Annotated in this window: 14 protein-coding genes; 2 read left to right on the top strand and 12 right to left on the bottom strand. The window is 64.7% G+C overall.

What is annotated here, in order from left to right:
* Positions 1-20 precede the first annotated feature (20 nt).
* From ligD to HWX53_RS09020, 4 genes are all read right to left on the bottom strand, one after another.
* Positions 21-2,819, bottom strand: a complete 2,799-nt coding sequence (gene ligD, locus HWX53_RS09005) for a DNA ligase D (RefSeq protein WP_175940406.1) — start codon at positions 2,817-2,819, stop codon at positions 21-23.
* 42 nt (positions 2,820-2,861) lie between these two features.
* A complete protein-coding gene (locus HWX53_RS09010; RefSeq protein ID WP_175940407.1) occupies positions 2,862-3,779 on the bottom strand; it encodes a Ku protein in 918 nt (305 codons plus the stop codon).
* A gap of 199 nt (positions 3,780-3,978) precedes the next feature.
* The gene (locus HWX53_RS09015) at positions 3,979-4,533 is read right to left on the bottom strand and encodes a DUF6013 family protein (RefSeq protein ID WP_175940408.1); all 555 of its coding nucleotides are present in this window, start codon (positions 4,531-4,533) and stop codon (positions 3,979-3,981) included.
* 148 nt (positions 4,534-4,681) lie between these two features.
* Positions 4,682-5,698 (bottom strand): zinc-binding alcohol dehydrogenase family protein, encoded by a 1,017-nt coding sequence (locus HWX53_RS09020; RefSeq protein ID WP_175940409.1) that lies wholly within the window; start codon positions 5,696-5,698, stop codon positions 4,682-4,684.
* Between the two features lie 120 nt (positions 5,699-5,818).
* Between HWX53_RS09020 and HWX53_RS09025 the strand changes: the two genes are divergently transcribed.
* Entirely contained in the window at positions 5,819-6,775 is a 957-nt protein-coding gene (locus HWX53_RS09025) for a LysR family transcriptional regulator (protein ID WP_175940410.1), read from the top strand.
* Positions 6,776-7,547: 772 nt separating this feature from the next.
* Positions 7,548-8,387: a phosphoserine phosphatase SerB gene (gene serB / locus HWX53_RS09030; RefSeq protein ID WP_175940411.1), complete on the top strand. Its 840-nt coding sequence runs from the start codon at positions 7,548-7,550 to the stop codon at positions 8,385-8,387.
* Here serB and HWX53_RS09035 read toward each other — a convergent pair whose 3' ends face one another.
* The 8 genes from HWX53_RS09035 to HWX53_RS09070 form a co-directional block, all read right to left on the bottom strand.
* Entirely contained in the window at positions 8,388-9,581 is a 1,194-nt protein-coding gene (locus HWX53_RS09035) for a cystathionine beta-lyase (RefSeq protein WP_175940412.1), read from the bottom strand. It abuts the gene before it with no gap.
* A gap of 32 nt (positions 9,582-9,613) precedes the next feature.
* Entirely contained in the window at positions 9,614-10,243 is a 630-nt protein-coding gene (locus HWX53_RS09040; protein WP_175940660.1) for a hypothetical protein, read from the bottom strand.
* 67 nt (positions 10,244-10,310) lie between these two features.
* Entirely contained in the window at positions 10,311-11,495 is a 1,185-nt protein-coding gene (bktB, locus tag HWX53_RS09045) for a beta-ketothiolase BktB (RefSeq protein ID WP_175940413.1), read from the bottom strand.
* 37 nt (positions 11,496-11,532) lie between these two features.
* A complete protein-coding gene (locus HWX53_RS09050; RefSeq protein WP_175940414.1) occupies positions 11,533-12,465 on the bottom strand; it encodes a sugar kinase in 933 nt (310 codons plus the stop codon).
* Between the two features lie 3 nt (positions 12,466-12,468).
* A complete protein-coding gene (gene rimO / locus HWX53_RS09055) occupies positions 12,469-13,806 on the bottom strand; it encodes a 30S ribosomal protein S12 methylthiotransferase RimO (protein WP_206468240.1) in 1,338 nt (445 codons plus the stop codon).
* Between the two features lie 174 nt (positions 13,807-13,980).
* Positions 13,981-14,556, bottom strand: a complete 576-nt coding sequence (phaR, locus tag HWX53_RS09060; RefSeq protein ID WP_175940416.1) for a polyhydroxyalkanoate synthesis repressor PhaR — start codon at positions 14,554-14,556, stop codon at positions 13,981-13,983.
* Positions 14,557-14,717: 161 nt separating this feature from the next.
* Positions 14,718-15,458, bottom strand: a complete 741-nt coding sequence (locus HWX53_RS09065; protein WP_175940417.1) for a 3-ketoacyl-ACP reductase — start codon at positions 15,456-15,458, stop codon at positions 14,718-14,720.
* A gap of 94 nt (positions 15,459-15,552) precedes the next feature.
* Positions 15,553-16,734 carry an acetyl-CoA C-acetyltransferase gene (locus HWX53_RS09070; protein ID WP_175940418.1) on the bottom strand — a complete coding sequence of 394 codons (1,182 nt, stop codon included), beginning with the start codon at positions 16,732-16,734 and terminating at the stop codon, positions 15,553-15,555.
* Positions 16,735-16,737: the final 3 nt, after the last annotated feature.

Raw genomic sequence — 16,737 nt, forward strand, 5'->3', positions numbered from 1 at the left:
ATGCGCTCCGGTTTTGTGAATCACCCGCGCGAGCCGTCGATGCCCAGGCGCTTTTTCATCTGCGCCGTGAGCCGCTGGCGCGCCTTGGCATAGCCTTCCCAGGGATCGGCGGTGAGCGCGTCCATCCGCTCGCGCGCATTGCCGATGTTCCACTGGTCGCCGCGCGTGGTGTCGTCGAGTTCGTCCCAACTGATCGGCATCGACGCGCCCATGCCCGGCCGCGCCCGCAGCGAGAACGCGCAGACCGTGCTGGACCCGCGATTGTTGCGCAGATAATCGACGAAAATTTTATCCTGCCGATTCTGCATGCCCATTTTCGCCGAGAAAAATTTCGGCAGCGTCTTGGCCATGAACTGCGCGACGGCCTGCGAGAAGCCCTTCATCTCGTCCCAGCCTGCCTGCTTGGCGAGCGGCACGACCACATGCAGCCCCTTGCCGCCGCTCGTCTTGCAGAAAGACGTTAGCCCGAGCTCTTCCAGCAAGTCGCGCGTTAGCTTCGCCGCTTCCACCATGCGATCCCAGCCGACGCCCTCGCCCGGATCGAGATCGAACACCATGCGATCCGGCTTCTCGATGTTCGACGCCACCGAGTTCCACGTATGCAGTTCGATCGTGCCCATCTGCGCGGTGCCGACGAGCGCCTGCGCCGATTCGACCGTGAGAAGCGGCGGATGCCCGGGATCGACGTCCGGATGCTGCGTGATATGCGGAATCGCGAGCCGCGCGCTGTGCTTCTGAAAGAACAGTTCGCCGCCGATATCGTCGGGCGCGCGCACGAGCGAAACCGGCCGATCCTGCAAGTGCGGCAGCATCCATTCGGCAATCGACGCGTAGTATTCGACCACATCGATCTTTCTCAGGCCCGTCGACTTGTCGATGACGCGGTCCGGATGGCTGATCTTCACGCCTTCGATTTCGGTCGCGCTCGCGCGGGACTTCGAGGCCGTTGTGGCGGCCGTTGTGGCGGCCGTTTTGGCGGCTGTTTTGGCCGCTGTCTTTTCCGCGGTCTTCGCCGCCGTCTTTCGCGCTTTGGGCGTCACTGTCTTCTCTTCCTCGGCATCGACCTTTTCGGCCGATGCCGGCTCTTCCTTCACGATCTGCCGCGCGGGTTTATCGTCGCGCAGACTGACGAACGATGCTTGTCGCACGATGCGCTCCTTGGTCCATTCCGCGAAATTGCACTCGGCCACGAGTTCGGGCTTCACCCAATGCACCGGCGTGCGGCTGCGTTCCTGCGGCTCTTTCTCGAACGGCATGCGATCCGTCTCGCGCTTGTCGAGCTCCTTCTTGATTGCGACGAGCGTTGCGTGATCGAAGCCGGTGCCCACGCGCCCCGCGTATTGCAGCTTGCCCTTCGCGTCGTACACGCCGAGCAGAAGCGCGCCGAACGCTCCGCGGCTGCCGGACGGCTCCGAGTAACCCGCGACGACGAACTCCTGCCGACGCCGGCACTTGAGCTTGATCCACGAGTTGCTGCGCCCGGAGACATACGTCGAGTCGATCCGCTTGCCGATGATCCCTTCGAGCGCCATGTCGCACGCGCTCTTGAGCAGGTCGTCGGCGCTGAAGGCGAAGTCTTCGGAATAGCGCAAGGCGGGGTCGTCGACCGGTTCGACGATCGCTTTCAATAGCGCACGGCGCTGCACGAGCGGCACGTTGCGCAGGTCGTAGCCGTTCAGAAACGCGAGGTCGAAGAAGTACACGACGATGCCCTGCGGCCGCCCGACATCGAACGCGTTCTGCAGCGCCTGAAAGTCCGGCAAGCCGCGGTCGTCGAGCACGACCGCTTCGCCGTCGAGCCAGCCGCTGTCGATATCGAGCTTCTCCAGCGCCTTCACCTGCTTCGGAAACTTGGCCGTCCAGTCGTTGCCGTTGCGCGTGAAGATGCGGATATCGCTCTTGCCCTTGGTCCGCTCGATGCGCGCGAGCACGCGATAGCCGTCGAACTTGATCTCATAGGACCACTCGTCGCTGGGCGGCGCGGCATCGACCAGGGTGGCGAGTTGCGGCTTCAGGAGCGCGGGGAGCTTGGCCTTTTCGGCGCCTTCTATGGCCGGATCGTGCGACAGCGCCCGCAGCGATTCGCTGTTGCGCGTCGCGACGATATCCGGATGCGCGTGACCGTTCGATGCGTCGCTCGGCGGGCGCGGCACCGTTCTTCGCGCCGCCGGTTTCGCCTTGCGCTCGTTGCGATCGCGCAGTTCGCCGTTTTCGAGCCGCGCGCCGAGCGAGTCGGACAGCACGCTGCCGGGTTTCCTCAGGAGTACGTTGTATTCGGATTCGGGCCGCGCTTCCTCGTCGCGTTCCTTGATGAGGAACCACTGTTCCTTGTCGCCGCTGCCGCGCATGTGACTGCGCACGAGCGTCCAGCCGCCGTGCAGCTTCTCGCCGTCGAGCGTGAACTTGAGCTTGCCCTTCTCGTACTCGCGAGCGGCGTCTTCGGCCGTGCCGGTCTGCGGCGCCCACGTTCCGCGATCCCATACGATGACGCTGCCCGCGCCGTAGTTGCCCTCGGGAATGGCGCCTTCGAACGAGCCGTAGTCGATCGGGTGATCTTCGACATGCACCGCCAGCCGCTTCACCGACGGATCGAGGCTCGGTCCTTTGGGCACCGCCCACGATTTCAGCGTGCCGTCGAGTTCGAGCCGGAAGTCGTAGTGCAGCCGCCGCGCGTCGTGTTCCTGAATCACGAAAGAAAGCGCCTGCGCGGGCGCCTTCTTGCGGCGCGCCGTCTTGCGCGCGGCGGTCTTTTCGCCCGAAGGCTCGGGCGTTTCGTTGAAACGCCGCATCCGCTGATAGGTTTCGAGCTTGCCCGTCATCGTCGTGAAGTCCTTGTGTCGTCCGATGGCGCTTATCTCGCGCTAAGCGCGCTTGCGACGCGCCGTCTTGCGCGCCGGGCGCGCGGGTTCCTCGCTGGCGTCCTTGCCCGCGTCGTCGCCGCCGTCGTCGGCATTGCTTGAGCCGCCGCCGCGCTTCGTTGCGCCGCCTTTCTTCAGGCTACGCTTGAGCAGTTCGGACAAGTCGAGAATGTCTGCGCTCGCCTTCGCCTCGCCGCCTTCCTCGAACTTCATCACTTCGGCGACCTTGCCTTCCTTCACCTTCTTCTCGACGAGCGCCATGATGTCGTCGCGGAAGGTGTCGTGATACTTGGTCGGGTCCCACGAGTCGCTCATGTCGTCGATAAGACGCTTGGCCATGTCCAGTTCCTTCGTCGTGACGCCGGCCTTCTTGGTGTCTTCGTCCGGAAACGTGAACTGGCTGAAGTCGCGCACTTCGTCGCCCCAGCGCAGCGTGTTGAGCGCAAGCGCGGGGCCGACCGGGATCAGCGCGGCAAGATGCTGCTTGTTATGCAGCACGACGCTCGCGATGCCGACCTTGCCGGTATCCTTCAACGCGTCGCGCAGGAGCGCATAGACCTTTTCGCCCTTGCGGTCGGGCGTGAGGTAATACGGCGTGTCGAGCGAAAGGAACGAGATCTCGGGGGCATCGACGAACGAGAGGATATCGACTGTCTGCGTCGATTCGGGATTGGCCGCGCGGATTTCGGCGTCGGTCATCACGACGTACTTGCCCTTCTCGTACTCGAAGCCTCGCACGATGTTGTCGCGCGTGACGTCCTTGCCGGTGTTCTTGTTGATCTGCTTGTAGCCGATAGGATCCATCGACCGTTTATCGAGCAGATTGAAGCCGACCTTCTCCGACTGTGTGGCCGGATAGAGTTGCACAGGCACGTGGACCAGCCCGAAGCTGATCGCGCCTTTCCAGATCATGTGCGGCATCGCGATTACCTCGCTGACGGAACGGTCGATGCGTTGGCGGTTGGCATGTCGGCGGCGCGATCGGGCGCGACGCCATGCGCATCGGTTCTGGTAGCAGGAAGGATGCCAACGATGGGCACCGCCTGTCATTCGCGCCGGTGGGTGACAAAGACCGTTAGTTGCGTGACGGCGTGCCGCGTAGATACGCGGCGCGAGCGGCTTACTTCCGGCTCGCGGTGATGGTCAACTGAGTGCCGTCGTCGAGCGTGACGGTCTTCTTCGAGCCGGTCGACGTCGGCATGCTGAAACGCACGATCTGGCTGACGCGGGAATCGACGGGACACTGCAACGCCTTGCCTGCGACCGTGACCTTGCTTGTGCCCTTCGGCGCGTACGCGCGAAAGCTCAACTGCACGTTGGCCGAGCCGTTGTCCGCGACGACGGGCGCAAAGCGAATCTGCACCTGACGCACGGCTGCGCCGTCTGCGCCACGCGGGATCGACGAAAGCTGAGGGCACCCGTCCGGCACCGCCTGCGCGCCCTTGGGCGCGGACGCCTGCCAGGTGAAGTCGTCGCTCTCGCCGGAGCGGATGGTGCGCGTCTCCTGCTCGTTGCCGAAGGTTTTCGACGTCATCTTGACCGTGTATTTGATCGGCCCGTCGTTGGGCGCTTCGGACAACACGCGGATGCCGGGCGTGGCGTGCGCCGTCGCAAGCAGCCCGCAAGCGACCACGGCTGCACACGCGCCGCGCACTGCGTTCGAGAGTCGATTCATCCGGCATCTCCTGAATAAGCGCGAGAGCAATCCGGCGCGGCGGGCGCCGGATCGGCTTAAGGCGGAGTCAGTCTAGCGCCGAGGATGCGCGGGCTTCGTCGGGGAAAACCCGAGCCCGCGCATGCCGGAAAAATTGCGCCGAAGCGTTTCAGAAACTGGTCATCACCAGCTTGCCGATCGCGCGCCCTTCTTCCAGAAGGCGATGCGCTTCTCGCAGATTCGCGGCGTTGATCTTTCCGAGGTTCTTGCCGAGCGTCGTGCGGATGGTGCCTGCGTCGATCAGCCGCGCCACTTCGGACAACAGCTTGTGCTGCTCGATCATGTCGGGCGTCTGGAACATCGCGCGCGTGAACATGAACTCCCAGTGGAACGCCGCGCTCTTCGCCTTCAGCAGTTCGACGGGAAGCGGCGCCGCGTTCTCGACGATCGTGCAGATGCTGCCCTGCGGCTTCACGACTTCGGCCGCGGCCGGGAAATGCTTGTCGGTGTCGTTGAAGATGAGCACATAGTCGACTTGAAGAATGCCGGCGTCCTTCAGTTGCGCCGGAATGTCCTCGAAGTGATTGACGATGCGATCCGCGCCCAGCTCCGTCGCCCATTTCGCCGACTCGGGCCGCGACGCCGTCGCGATGACGTGCAGCTTCGCCACTTGCTTGGCGAGCTGAATGCCGATCGAACCGACGCCGCCCGCGCCGCCGATGATGAGCACGGTCTTGCCCGCGTCCTTGCCTTCGGCGGACACCTTCAGCCGGTCGAACAATGCTTCCCATGCCGTGAGCGTGGTGAGCGGGAGCGCGGCCGCGTGCGTGAAGTCGAGCGACTTCGGCTTTGCGCCGACGATGCGCTCGTCGATCAGATGGAATTCGCTGTTCGCGCCTTGCCGCGTGATGTCGCCGGCGTAGTACACGGCATCGCCCACTTTGAAGAGCGAGACGTCCGGACCGACGGCTTCCACGACGCCGGCCGCGTCCCAGCCGAGCACGCGCGGCGTTTCTTCGACCTTGTCCTTCGGCGCGCGCACTTTCGTGTCGACAGGATTCACCGCGATGGCCTCGATTCTGACGAGCAGATCACGGCCGGTCGGCGTGGGCTTGTCGAGTTCGATGTCGATGAGCGATTCGGGATTCGAAATGGGCAAGTAACGTGTCAGACCGATGGCTTTCATGATGTGTCCTTGTTGAGGTGACTTTGGATTCTTAATGCAAACGGTGACTGCATCGTAGCGTGCGCCACGCTATCGGAAAACCGCGATAATGCATGAAACATTTTTCGTGGAATCCATCAAATGGCGAGCGACGCTTGGGTTGAAGGACACGCGCGAGACCGGCTCGATTTGCTCGACGTGAGCCTTTTCGTGCGGGCGGCGGCGCTCTCGAACCTGTCCTCGGCCGCGCGGGAGTTCGGCTTGTCGCCGGCCGTGGCGAGCGCGCGCATCGCGGGCCTGGAACGAATGCTGGGCGCGCGGCTGCTGCATCGGACGACGCGGCGCGTGAGCGTCACGCAGGAAGGCGAGATTTTCGCGGCGCATGCGCGCCAGTTGCTCGACGCGGCGGATGCGGCGCGCGCGTCGGTCGGCCGGGCGCTCGCGGAACCGCACGGGAGGCTGCGCGTGACGATGCCCTCATCGCTTGGCCGTCAGCACATCTCGCCGCTGATTCCGGCATTCCTCGCGCAGTATCCAAGCGTGACGATGGACTTGCGCATGACGGATCAGATCGTCGATCTTGTGGATGAAGGCATCGACCTCGCGATACGCATCGGCGCGTTGAAGGACTCGACGCTCGTCGCGCGCAAGCTCGCCAGCAATCGCCGCGTGCTATGCGCGTCGCCCGCTTATCTGGAGAAACACGGCACGCCGCGCCATCCCGCCGATCTGGCACAGCACGAATGCGTGATTCTCGCGGATCAGCGCGACTGGAGTTTCGTGACGCCGACGGGCGTGATCGATGTGCGCGTGTCCGGCCGGCTCGTCACGGACAACGGCGAAGTGATTCGCGATGCGCTCGCGGCGGGCATCGGCATCGGGCTGAAGTCGACGTGGAGCGTGGCGCCGTTGCTGGCGAGCGGAGAACTCGTCACCGTGCTCGATGATTATCCGATCGCGCAGACGGTCGCGATCTGGGCGGTGTATCCGAGTCGCGCGTTCGTTCCGCCGAAGACGCTGGCGTTCATCGAGTTTCTTGCGGGAAGGTTCGGGGAGCCGCCTTATTGGGACGTCGAGCCGGCGGCAGTGATGCGGTAGCGAGTTTTGTGTATTGCCTTTTGCATGCCGCATGCGTCATGCCGCATGCGAAATGCCAAGTATGCCGCCCGGCGTCGAGGTAGCGCCTCGCGCGCGTACATCTCGCGAGGCGGTTCGGCCAGCCGCCGTATTGAGACGTCGAATAGTCTGCGGTCGTGCGGTAGGGAGTTCTGTGTTTTGCATGCTGCGTGCCCTATGCGGCATGCAAGATGCCAATGCGGCTCGCCCGGCGTTGAGGTAGCGCCCCGCCCGTACATCACGCAAAGCGGCTCGGCGAGCCGCCTTATTGGCAAGTCGAGCCGGCTGCGGTGATGCGGTAGCAAGTCTTGCGTTTTGCATGGCTCACGCGCTATGCCGAATGCAAAATGCCAAGGATGCCCGCGCGGCGTCGACGTAGCGCCCCTCGCATACTGCTCGCGAGGCGGTTCGGTCACCCGCCGTACTGAGACGTCGAGTAGGCTGCGGTCGTGCGGTAGGGAGTTCCGCGATTTGCATGCAGCATGCCCTATGCCCCATGCAAGATGCCAACGCTGCTCGCCCGGCGTGAGGTAGCGCCCCGCCCGTACATCTCGCGAAGCGGTTCGGCGAGGTGCCGTATTGGCAAGTCGAGCCGGCTGCGGTCATGCGGTAGCGAGGTTCGCGTTTTGCGTGCCGCATGCCGCACGCCCTATGCCGCATGCAAAATGCCGAGGATGACCGCACGGCGTCGAAACAACACCCGCCCCGTACAATACCTGCTTCCCGCGCCATCGCTCGACAACGAACCGCTCCGATGAACCTCGTCATTCAAAGCCCCGCCCCGATCGCCGATTCGCATTTGCGGCCGCTTGCCGCCCTCGCCCGCTCGCGCACGGCTTCACGTATCGACGACACGCTCTTGCGCCTCGTCGATGCCGATCCGCTTCAACGTCCCGACGTCGATGCCTATTGCGGAACGCACGCGCTCGACTACGCCTACATCGAGCCGCAAGCGCAGCTTTCCGATTTCGGTCTCGTCGCCATGGACATGGACTCGACGCTGATCACCATCGAATGCATCGACGAGATCGCGGACTTTTGCGGGCTGAAGGCCGAAGTCGCCGCCATCACGGAAGCGTCGATGCGCGGCGAGATCAAGGACTTCAATGAAAGCCTCACGCGCCGCGTCGCGCTTTTGCAGGGGCTCGACGCCACGGCGCTCGAACGCGTCTATGAAGAACGCCTGCGACTGTCGCCGGGCGCGGAGCGCATGCTGGAAGGCGCGCGCGCGGCGGGACTGAAGACGCTGCTGGTATCCGGCGGATTCACGTTCTTCACCGAGCGCCTGAAGACGCGCCTCGGACTCGACTACACGCGCGCGAACACGCTCGAAATCGTCGATGGCAAGCTGACCGGCAAGGTCATCGGTAAAATCGTGAATGCCGATGTTAAGGCGCGCACGCTGCTTGAGACGTGCACGAAGATCGGCATCGATCCGAAGCGGGCGATTGCAATGGGCGACGGCTCCAACGATCTGAAGATGATGGCCGAAGCCGGCCTGTCCGTGGCGTTTCGCGCGAAGCCCGTCGTGCGCGAGTCGGCGAGCGTCGCGTTCAACTTCGTCGGACTGGACGGCCTGCTTCGCCTGTTCTAATTACGCGAACGCCTTGCCGAGCGCGGATTCGATGTCCGCGCGCAAATCCGCTTCGTCTTCGAGTCCCACGTAGAGCCGCACGAGCACGCCTTCGTGCGGCCATTGCGACGCGGTGCGCATCGAGCGCACGTTGTAGGGCATCGCGAGGCTATGCGCGCCGCCCCAGCTCCAGCCGATCGAAAACAGTTCGAGCGCCTCGACGAACGCATCGACCTGTTCGGCGCTGTATCGGGCATCCAACACGATCGAGAACAGACCGCCCGCGCCGCCCGAAAAGTCGCGTGCAAAAAACTCGTGGCCGGGGCAATCGTCGAGCGCGGGATGCAACACCGCGGCCACTTCTGTGCGCGTCTTAAGCCACCGCGCGAGCGCGAGCGCGGAGCGGTCGTGCGCTTCATAACGCAGTTTCATCGAAGGCAGGCTGCGCAAGACGAGCGATGCATCGTCCGCCGACACACCGACGCCCAGTCGCATGCGCGCGCGCTTGAGCTTCTTGTGCAATTCGACGTCGCGCGTGATGGTTGCGCCCATCAGAATGTCGCTGCCGCCCGACTGATACTTCGTCAGCGCCTGCACCGAGATATCGACGCCGTGATCGAACGGCTTGAACGCGAGTCCCGCCGAGAACGTGTTGTCGATGGCCGTCACGATGCCGCGTGCCCGCGCGACCGCGGCGATGGCCGGCACGTCCTGCACTTCCATCGTGACCGAGCCGGGCGCTTCGAGCCAGATGAGCTTCGTGTTGGGACGGATCGAATCGGCGATGCCGGCTCCGATCATCGGATCGTAGTAGCTGACTTCGAGCCCGAAGTCGCTCGCGAGCCAGTCCGCATGCTCGCGATTCGGCGAGTACGCGTTGTCCGGCACGAGCACGTGATCGCCCGCTTTCACGAGGCCAAAGTACACGTTGGAGATCGCCGCGAGGCCGGACGGCTGCAAGAGCGCATGCTCGCCGCCCTCGATCGCGGCGAGGCGCTGCGCGAGCGCGATCGTCGTCGGCGTGCCGTGCAGGCCGTAGCGCCACTTCGAGTCGTCGCTCCAGACCAGCGCGCGCATGGTCGCGAGATCCGGAAAAACGACCGTCGAGGCCCGCGCCACCGGCACGGAGAACGACTCGAAGCCGGGCGTGATGCGGTCGTCCGGCTGGACGATGCGCGTTTGCAGGTCTCGGTCCTTGCTGCTGAAATCGGTCATGGGCTGGCTGTCAGCGTGGATGAAAGAAGGCGTTATTCGCCGATGATGACGTTCGTCGTGCCGCCCACGGCGTTCGGCGGCGAGGAAGGCAACGCAGGCGGCGCGGGTTCGAGCGAAGGCGCGGCGGGCGCAGCGGCGGCGCCGGTGCTGACCGGCGCGCGAGGCAGCGTCACGCCAGCGACGGCAGGCCGCATTTCGAAAGGCTGCGCGTTCGAATCGTCCGGGTCCATGCGTTCGCCCGAGACGCTTCCGTCCGCCTCGAACTTGCCGACCCAGTTGCCGGTGATGTGCGTCCCGTCGTTCGACTCCTCGATTTCGAGCGTTTCGCCGTCGCGGTCGCCCGCCACGAGAATCACCGTCGGGCTGCCGGCGAAGCGATACTCGCCGTGCACGCCGGACGCGTCGTCGGTCTTGGCGCCGAGCTTCATCTCGATCTGCTTGCCGCCGAGCGTGCCCACGTAGCGCGGGAAGCGCGCGTACTCCGGATTCGGCGCGAGCGGCTTTTGCGGCGGCAGCGCGAGCGTCCGGATCGCCTTGTCGGCGCCATATGATTCGCCGCTCGGCGCGCTCCGGGCGCTCGCGGACGCCGACGCCGATGCATCCGGCGGCATCGGCGAATTGCAGCCCGCGAGCGCGAGCGCGACGAACACAGCGGCGGTCATCGTCAGCGCGGCCCGCAAGCCCGGCCGCTTCGTTGCTTCTGTCATCCTTCTTTCCTTCGATACCACGTCAGATACGCTCGAAGATCGCGGCGATCCCCTGCCCGCCGCCGATGCACATGGTCACGAGCGCGTAGCGCCCGCCGATGCGCTGGAGTTCGTACAGTGCCTTCACCGTGATGAGCGCGCCCGTCGCGCCGATCGGATGCCCGAGCGAAATGCCCGAGCCGTTCGGGTTCACCTTCGCGGGATCGAGCCGCAGTTCCTGCGTGACCGCGCACGCTTGCGCGGCGAACGCTTCGTTGGCTTCGATCACGTCGAGATCGTCGACGGAAAGCCCCGCGCGCTCCAGCACCTTGCGCGTGGCCGGCACCGGGCCGATGCCCATGATGGTCGGATCGACGCCCGCGTGCGCGTACGCGACGAGCCGCCCGAGCGGCCGCGCGCCGCGCTTTTCCGCGACGCCGCGTTCCATCAGCACGACGGCTGCCGCCGCGTCGTTGATGCCCGACGCGTTGCCCGCCGTCACCGTGCCGTTCTCCTTCGCGAACACCGGCTTCAGCTTCGCGAAGTCTTCCGCCGTCGCGTTCATGCGCACGTGCTCGTCGCGGTCGAACACGGTATCGCCCTTCTTCGATGCCAGCGTGATCGGCAGAATCTGCTCCTTGAAGTAGCCGGATTCGATGGCGTTGGCCGCGCGACGGTGCGATTCCAGCGCGAGCGCGTCCTGCGCCTCGCGCGTGATGCCGTACTTGTTCGCGACGTTCTCCGCCGTCACGCCCATGTGAATTTTGTGGAACGGGTCGTTGAGCGCGCCGAGCATCATGTCGACGACGCGCGCATCGCCCATGCGCTGGCCGAAGCGCGCGGCGGGCATCACGTACGGCGCGCGGCTCATGCTTTCCGCGCCGCCGCCGATGGCGATGTCCGCATCGCCGAGCAGGATGGACTGCGCGGCCGACACGATTGCCTGCAAGCCCGAGCCGCACAGCCGGTTCACGGTGAGCGCGGGCGCGTGCTGCGACACCCCTCCGTCGAGCGCGGCGACGCGCGCGAGATACATGTCGCGCGGCTCGGTCTGGATCACGTTGCCGAACACGACGTGTCCGACTTCCTCGCCCGCGACGCTCGCGCGCGACAGCGCCTCGCGCACCACGCGCGCGCCGAGATCGGTCGGCGCGAAATCCTTCAGCGCGCCGCCGAAGTCGCCGATTGCCGTCCGTACGCCGCTTGCCACAACCACTTCGCGTTCCATGTCGTCTCCTTTTCCTATCGAGTGATGTTTCGAAAGCTCACGCCAGCGCGCGTTCGACGGCCGCCCGGTCCGGAATCGGCGCGACCGCGCCGAAGCCTTGCGTCGACAAGGCCGCCGCCGCGTTCGCGTAGTGCGCGGCCGCGAAAGGATCGTCGCCCGCGACGAGCCGCGCGATGAACGCGCCGCCGAAGCAATCGCCCGCGCCGGTCGCATCGACCGCATTCACGACGCGGCCCGGCACCACGCGCCGCTCGTCGGGCGTCGCGATATACGCGCCTTCCGGGCCGAGCTTCATCGCGACGATGGTCGGACCGAGCGCGAGCAGCGTGTCGACGATCGCGTCTTTGTCTTCGTGGCCCGTGAGCACGGTGACGTCGTCCCAGCTCGGCAGGCAGATATCGCTCTGGCGGATCGCTTCGAGCATCACCGCGCGGGCGCGCGCGAGCGGCCAGAGCTTCAGGCGCAGGTTCGTGTCGAAGCTGACCCGCACGCCGTTGCTGCGCGCATGGTCGATGGCCGCGAACGCGGCATCGCACGCGCTCACACCGATGGCGAGACTAATGCCCGACAGATGCACGACTTTTGCCGCCGCGATCATGTCGAGCGGCAAATGCGACGGCGCATAGCGGCTCGCCGCCGACCCCGCGCGCAGATAGTCGAAGCGATGCCCGCTCGCGCCGTGCGACACGAAATAGACGCCCGTTGGCGCGTCCGGATCGACGCGAACGGCGGACGTATCGACGTTTTCCGCGCGCCACAGATCGAGCAGCAGTTGCCCGAAACCATCGTTGCCGACGGCCGAAACGAAGCCCGTCGCCGCGCCCTGCCGCGCCGCCGCGATCAGAAAGTTCGATACGTCGCCGCCGAAACCTTGCAGATACGTCGGCTCGTCGCGTCTCGCCTGATTGAACTCGATCATCGCCTCGCCGAGCGCGAGGATGTGCGGCGCGTGGGGCGTCTTCGGGGTCATCGATCAGACCTCGCCCCAGAGATCGTGCCCGTCCGCGCCCGTGATCTTCACCGAGACGAAGTCGCCTGCCTTGTAGCGCTTCGACGCCTTCGTCGGCGGCGCGATATACACGACGCCGTCGATTTCCGGCGCATCCGCCGCCGTGCGCCCGATGCCGCCTTCCGCGCTGATTTCATCGACAAGCACCTTCAGCGTCTTGCCGACCTTCTTCTTCATGCGCTTCGCCGACAGTTCCTCGGCCAGTTCCATGAAGCGCGCGCGGCGTTCCTCGCGCACGTCGTCGGGCAGCGCGCCGTCGAGCTCATTTGCGGTGGCGCCTTCGACCGGCGAATACGCGAAGCAGCCAACGCGATCCAGATCCGCTTCCTCGATGAAGTCGAGCAGCGTCTGGAACTGCTCTTCCGTCTCGCCCGGAAAACCTGCGATGAACGTGCTGCGAATCGTCAGATCGGGGCACATCGCGCGCCATGCCTTCACGCGCTCCAGCACCTTTTCGGCGTTGGCCGGGCGCTTCATGCGCTTGAGCACTTCGGGATGCGCGTGCTGGAACGGAACGTCGAGATACGGCAGCACGTGGCCCTTGAGCGGCCCTTCCGCCATCATCGGGATGACTTCATCGACGCTCGGATACGGATAGACATAATGCAGGCGCACCCACGCGCCGTATTGCGCGGCGAGTTCGCCCAGCGCGCCGACGAGTTCGGTCATGCGCGTCTTGAGCGGCTTGCCGTTCCAGAAGCCGGTGCGGTACTTTACGTCGACGCCGTACGCGCTCGTGTCCTGCGAGATGACGAGCAGTTCCTTCACGCCCGACTTGAAGAGATTCTCGGCTTCGAGCATCACTTCGGCGACGGGGCGCGATACGAGATCGCCGCGCATCGACGGAATGATGCAGAACGTGCAGCGATGGTTGCAGCCTTCGGAAATCTTGAGATACGCGTAATGGCGCGGCGTGAGCTTGATGCCGGCGGGCGGCACGAGATCGACGAACGGATCGTGCGGCTTCGGCAAGTGCGCGTGCACCGCGTTCATCACTTCGTTGGTCGCGTGCGGGCCGGTCACGGCCAGCACCTTCGGATGCACTTCTTCGATGAGCCCGCTGCCGCTCGCGCTCTTTTTCGCGCCGAGGCAGCCGGTCACGATGACCTTGCCGTTTTCGTTGAGCGCCTCGCCGATGGCGTCGAGGCTTTCCTGCACCGCTTCGTCGATGAAGCCGCACGTATTGACGACGACGAGGTCGGCGCCGTCATAGCTGCCGGAGATTTGATAACCCTCGGCGCGCAACTGGGTGATGATCTGCTCCGAATCGACGAGGGCTTTCGGGCAGCCGAGGCTGACCATGCCGATCTTCGGCGCGGAGTGGGTCTTGACGATTGAATCTGGGGAATTTTTCACGGGGAAACGGTCGGATGAGGGGCGTCGCCGGACGCACGAGGCCAATCCCGTATTTTACCCCGGAGCATCCGTGAAAGCCCTTCCGGGCCGGCTCGCCCGAAGCGAGGACGCCCGGCTTGCCTACTTCTTGTCCCCTGACGGCGCAGTCGGCGTCGGGAACGGGAACGTGTTGAACATCGTCTTCGCCTGATTCTGCATCTGCTCCTGCATCTGCACGAACATGTTCTTCGACTGCTCGATGTAGCTCGTCATCATGCCCTGCATCATCGGGGCCTGCATGTTCATGAACTGCGACCAGACTTCCGGATTGAGCGCGTTGCCGTCGTAGATGCCCTTGCTTTGCTCCGAGAGCTTCTGCTGGATGTCGATGAACGCCTGAATGTTCTTCTCCAGATACGTGCCCATCATGCCCTGCATGGCGTGGCCGTAGAAGCGGATGATCTGCGAGAGCATCACCGAGGAGAACATCGGCAAGCCGCCGCTCTCTTCTTCCAGAATGATCTGCAAAAGGATGCTGCGCGTCAGGTCGTCGTTGGACTTGGCGTCGAGCACCTTGAAGTCTTCCTGATCGAGCACGAGCTGCTTCACGTCGGACAACGTGATGTAGGTGCTCGTCTCCGTGTCATAGAGCCGCCGGTTCGGATATTTTTTGATGAGTCGTTCGGCGGATTTCTTTGTAGTAGTCGTGGTGGTCATTGAACGCCTTCAAAACGCGAGACTTTACTGCGATGGCAGCAAGCATGTCTTGCGTTGTCGCAAAAAAGCGTTGCTGCGGGTTCGCCGCATCGTTGATGTATCCGGCAGGCGGCATTCGCCGGCGCGGGCGCCCCATGCGCCCCGCCGGCGATCGCGGCCCGTCAGCCCATGTGCAAGCCACCGTTGAGCGAGAAATCCGCTCCGGTGGAGAAACCCGATTCCTCCGACGCGAGCCACGCGACGATCGAGCCGATCTCGTCCGGCGTGCCGAGACGCCGCACCGGAATGGTCGCGACGATCTTCTCCAGCACTTCCGGGCGAATGGACTTCACCATGTCCGTGCCGATATAGCCCGGCGAGACCGTGTTGACCGTCACGCCCTTGGTCGCCACTTCCTGCGCGAGCGCCATCGTGAAGCCGTGAATGCCGGCCTTGGCCGTCGAATAGTTCGTCTGGCCGAACTGGCCTTTCTGCCCGTTCACCGACGAAATGTTGATGACCCGGCCCCATCCGCGCTCGACCATGCCGTCGATCACCTGCTTCGTGACGTTGAAGAGGCTCGTCAGATTGGTGTCGATGACCGCGGTCCAGTCCTCGTGCGTCATCTTGCGGAACACGACATCGCGCGTGATACCCGCGTTGTTCACGAGCACATCGACCTCGCCGACTTCGGCCTTCACCTTGTCGAACGCGTTCTTGGTCGATTCCCAGTCGCTGACGTTGCCTTCGGAGGCGATGAAGTCGAAGCCGAGCGCCTTCTGGTCTTCGAGCCATTTCACCCGGCGCGGCGAGTTCGGCCCGCAGCCTGCCACGACCGTGAAGCCGTCCTTGTGGAGCCGCTGGCAAATGCTGGTGCCGATGCCGCCCATCCCGCCCGTTACATACGCTACGCGCTTCGTCATGCTCGACTCCCTTTTCGTTATGCGGTGCGCGCCCGAAGGCGCCGCCCGCTTGTCCCTTGCTTTGTTACGACGCGGCTTGCAGCCGCTTGCCGTGTTACAGCCGCTCGACCGCCAGCGCGACGCCCATGCCGCCGCCGATGCACAGCGACGCCAGGCCCTTCTTCGCGTCGCGCTTTTGCATTTCGTGCAGCAGCGTGACCAGAATGCGGCAGCCCGATGCGCCAATCGGATGCCCGATTGCAATCGCTCCGCCGTTCACGTTGATCTTTTCCTGATCCCAGCCCATCTGCTTGTGCACCGCCAGCGCCTGCGCGGCGAACGCTTCGTTGATCTCCATCAGGTCGAGATCGTCGATGCTCCAGCCCGCGCGTTCCAGACAGCGCTTCGATGCCGGCACCGGACCCATGCCCATGATCTTCGGATCGACGCCCGCGCTCGCGTACGCCTTGATGCGCGCGAGCGGCGTGAGCCCCAGCGCTTCGGCCTTCTTCGCCGACATCACGACCACAGCCGCCGCGCCGTCATTGATGCCCGATGCGTTCGCCGCCGTCACCGTGCCTTCTTTCGAGAACGCGGGCTTCAGTCCCGCGAGCGCTTCGGCGGTGACGCCGTGGCGCACGAATTCGTCCGTGGCGAACTGGATCGGCTCGCCTTTGCGCTGCGGAATCGACACCGGCACGATTTCGTCGTTGAAGCGGCCGGCCTTCTGCGCGGCTTCCGCCTTGTTCTGCGAAAGCGCCGCGAACGCGTCCTGCGCTTCGCGCGTGATGCCGTATTCCTTCGCGACGTTTTCTGCGGTGGTGCCCATGTGGTAGTTGTTATAGACGTCCCAGAGGCCATCGACGATCATCGAGTCGATGAGCTTCGCATCGCCCATGCGGAAGCCGTCGCGCGAGCCGGGCAGCACGTGCGGCGCGGCGCTCATGTTCTCCTGGCCGCCCGCGACGATGATCTCGGAATCGCCCGCGATGATCGCGTTGGCCGCGAGCATCACTGCCTTGAGGCCCGAGCCGCAGACCTTGTTGATCGTCATTCCGGGGACCATCTCCGGCAAGCCGGCCTTGATGACCGACTGGCGCGCCGGGTTCTGGCCCGAGCCCGCGGTCAGCACCTGACCCAGAATGACTTCGCTGATTTGCTCGGGCTTCAGACCCGCGCGTTCGAGCACCGCGCGAATCACCGTCGCGCCCAGTTCCGGCGCTGCGATCTTCGCAAGCGAGCCGCCGAATTTGCCGACCGCGGTGCGCGCGGCCGATACGATCACTACGTCAGTCATTTC

Origin of the sequence: Caballeronia sp. BCC1704 (assembly GCF_902833455.1) — a bacterium.
In the GTDB taxonomy this organism is placed as follows: Bacteria; Pseudomonadota; Gammaproteobacteria; order Burkholderiales; family Burkholderiaceae; genus Caballeronia.

Coding starts and splice junctions, on each gene's coding strand:
- ligD (WP_175940406.1), bottom strand. CDS start 2,819: ATGACGGGCAAGCTCGAAACCTATCAGCGGATGCGGCGTTTCAACGAA.
- HWX53_RS09010 (WP_175940407.1), bottom strand. CDS start 3,779: ATGCCGCACATGATCTGGAAAGGCGCGATCAGCTTCGGGCTGGTCCAC.
- HWX53_RS09015 (WP_175940408.1), bottom strand. CDS start 4,533: ATGAATCGACTCTCGAACGCAGTGCGCGGCGCGTGTGCAGCCGTGGTC.
- HWX53_RS09020 (WP_175940409.1), bottom strand. CDS start 5,698: ATGAAAGCCATCGGTCTGACACGTTACTTGCCCATTTCGAATCCCGAA.
- HWX53_RS09025 (WP_175940410.1), top strand. CDS start 5,819: ATGGCGAGCGACGCTTGGGTTGAAGGACACGCGCGAGACCGGCTCGAT.
- serB (WP_175940411.1), top strand. CDS start 7,548: ATGAACCTCGTCATTCAAAGCCCCGCCCCGATCGCCGATTCGCATTTG.
- HWX53_RS09035 (WP_175940412.1), bottom strand. CDS start 9,581: ATGACCGATTTCAGCAGCAAGGACCGAGACCTGCAAACGCGCATCGTC.
- HWX53_RS09040 (WP_175940660.1), bottom strand. CDS start 10,243: ATGACCGCCGCTGTGTTCGTCGCGCTCGCGCTCGCGGGCTGCAATTCG.
- bktB (WP_175940413.1), bottom strand. CDS start 11,495: ATGGAACGCGAAGTGGTTGTGGCAAGCGGCGTACGGACGGCAATCGGC.
- HWX53_RS09050 (WP_175940414.1), bottom strand. CDS start 12,465: ATGACCCCGAAGACGCCCCACGCGCCGCACATCCTCGCGCTCGGCGAG.
- rimO (WP_206468240.1), bottom strand. CDS start 13,806: ATGGTCAGCCTCGGCTGCCCGAAAGCCCTCGTCGATTCGGAGCAGATC.
- phaR (WP_175940416.1), bottom strand. CDS start 14,556: ATGACCACCACGACTACTACAAAGAAATCCGCCGAACGACTCATCAAA.
- HWX53_RS09065 (WP_175940417.1), bottom strand. CDS start 15,458: ATGACGAAGCGCGTAGCGTATGTAACGGGCGGGATGGGCGGCATCGGC.
- HWX53_RS09070 (WP_175940418.1), bottom strand. CDS start 16,734: ATGACTGACGTAGTGATCGTATCGGCCGCGCGCACCGCGGTCGGCAAA.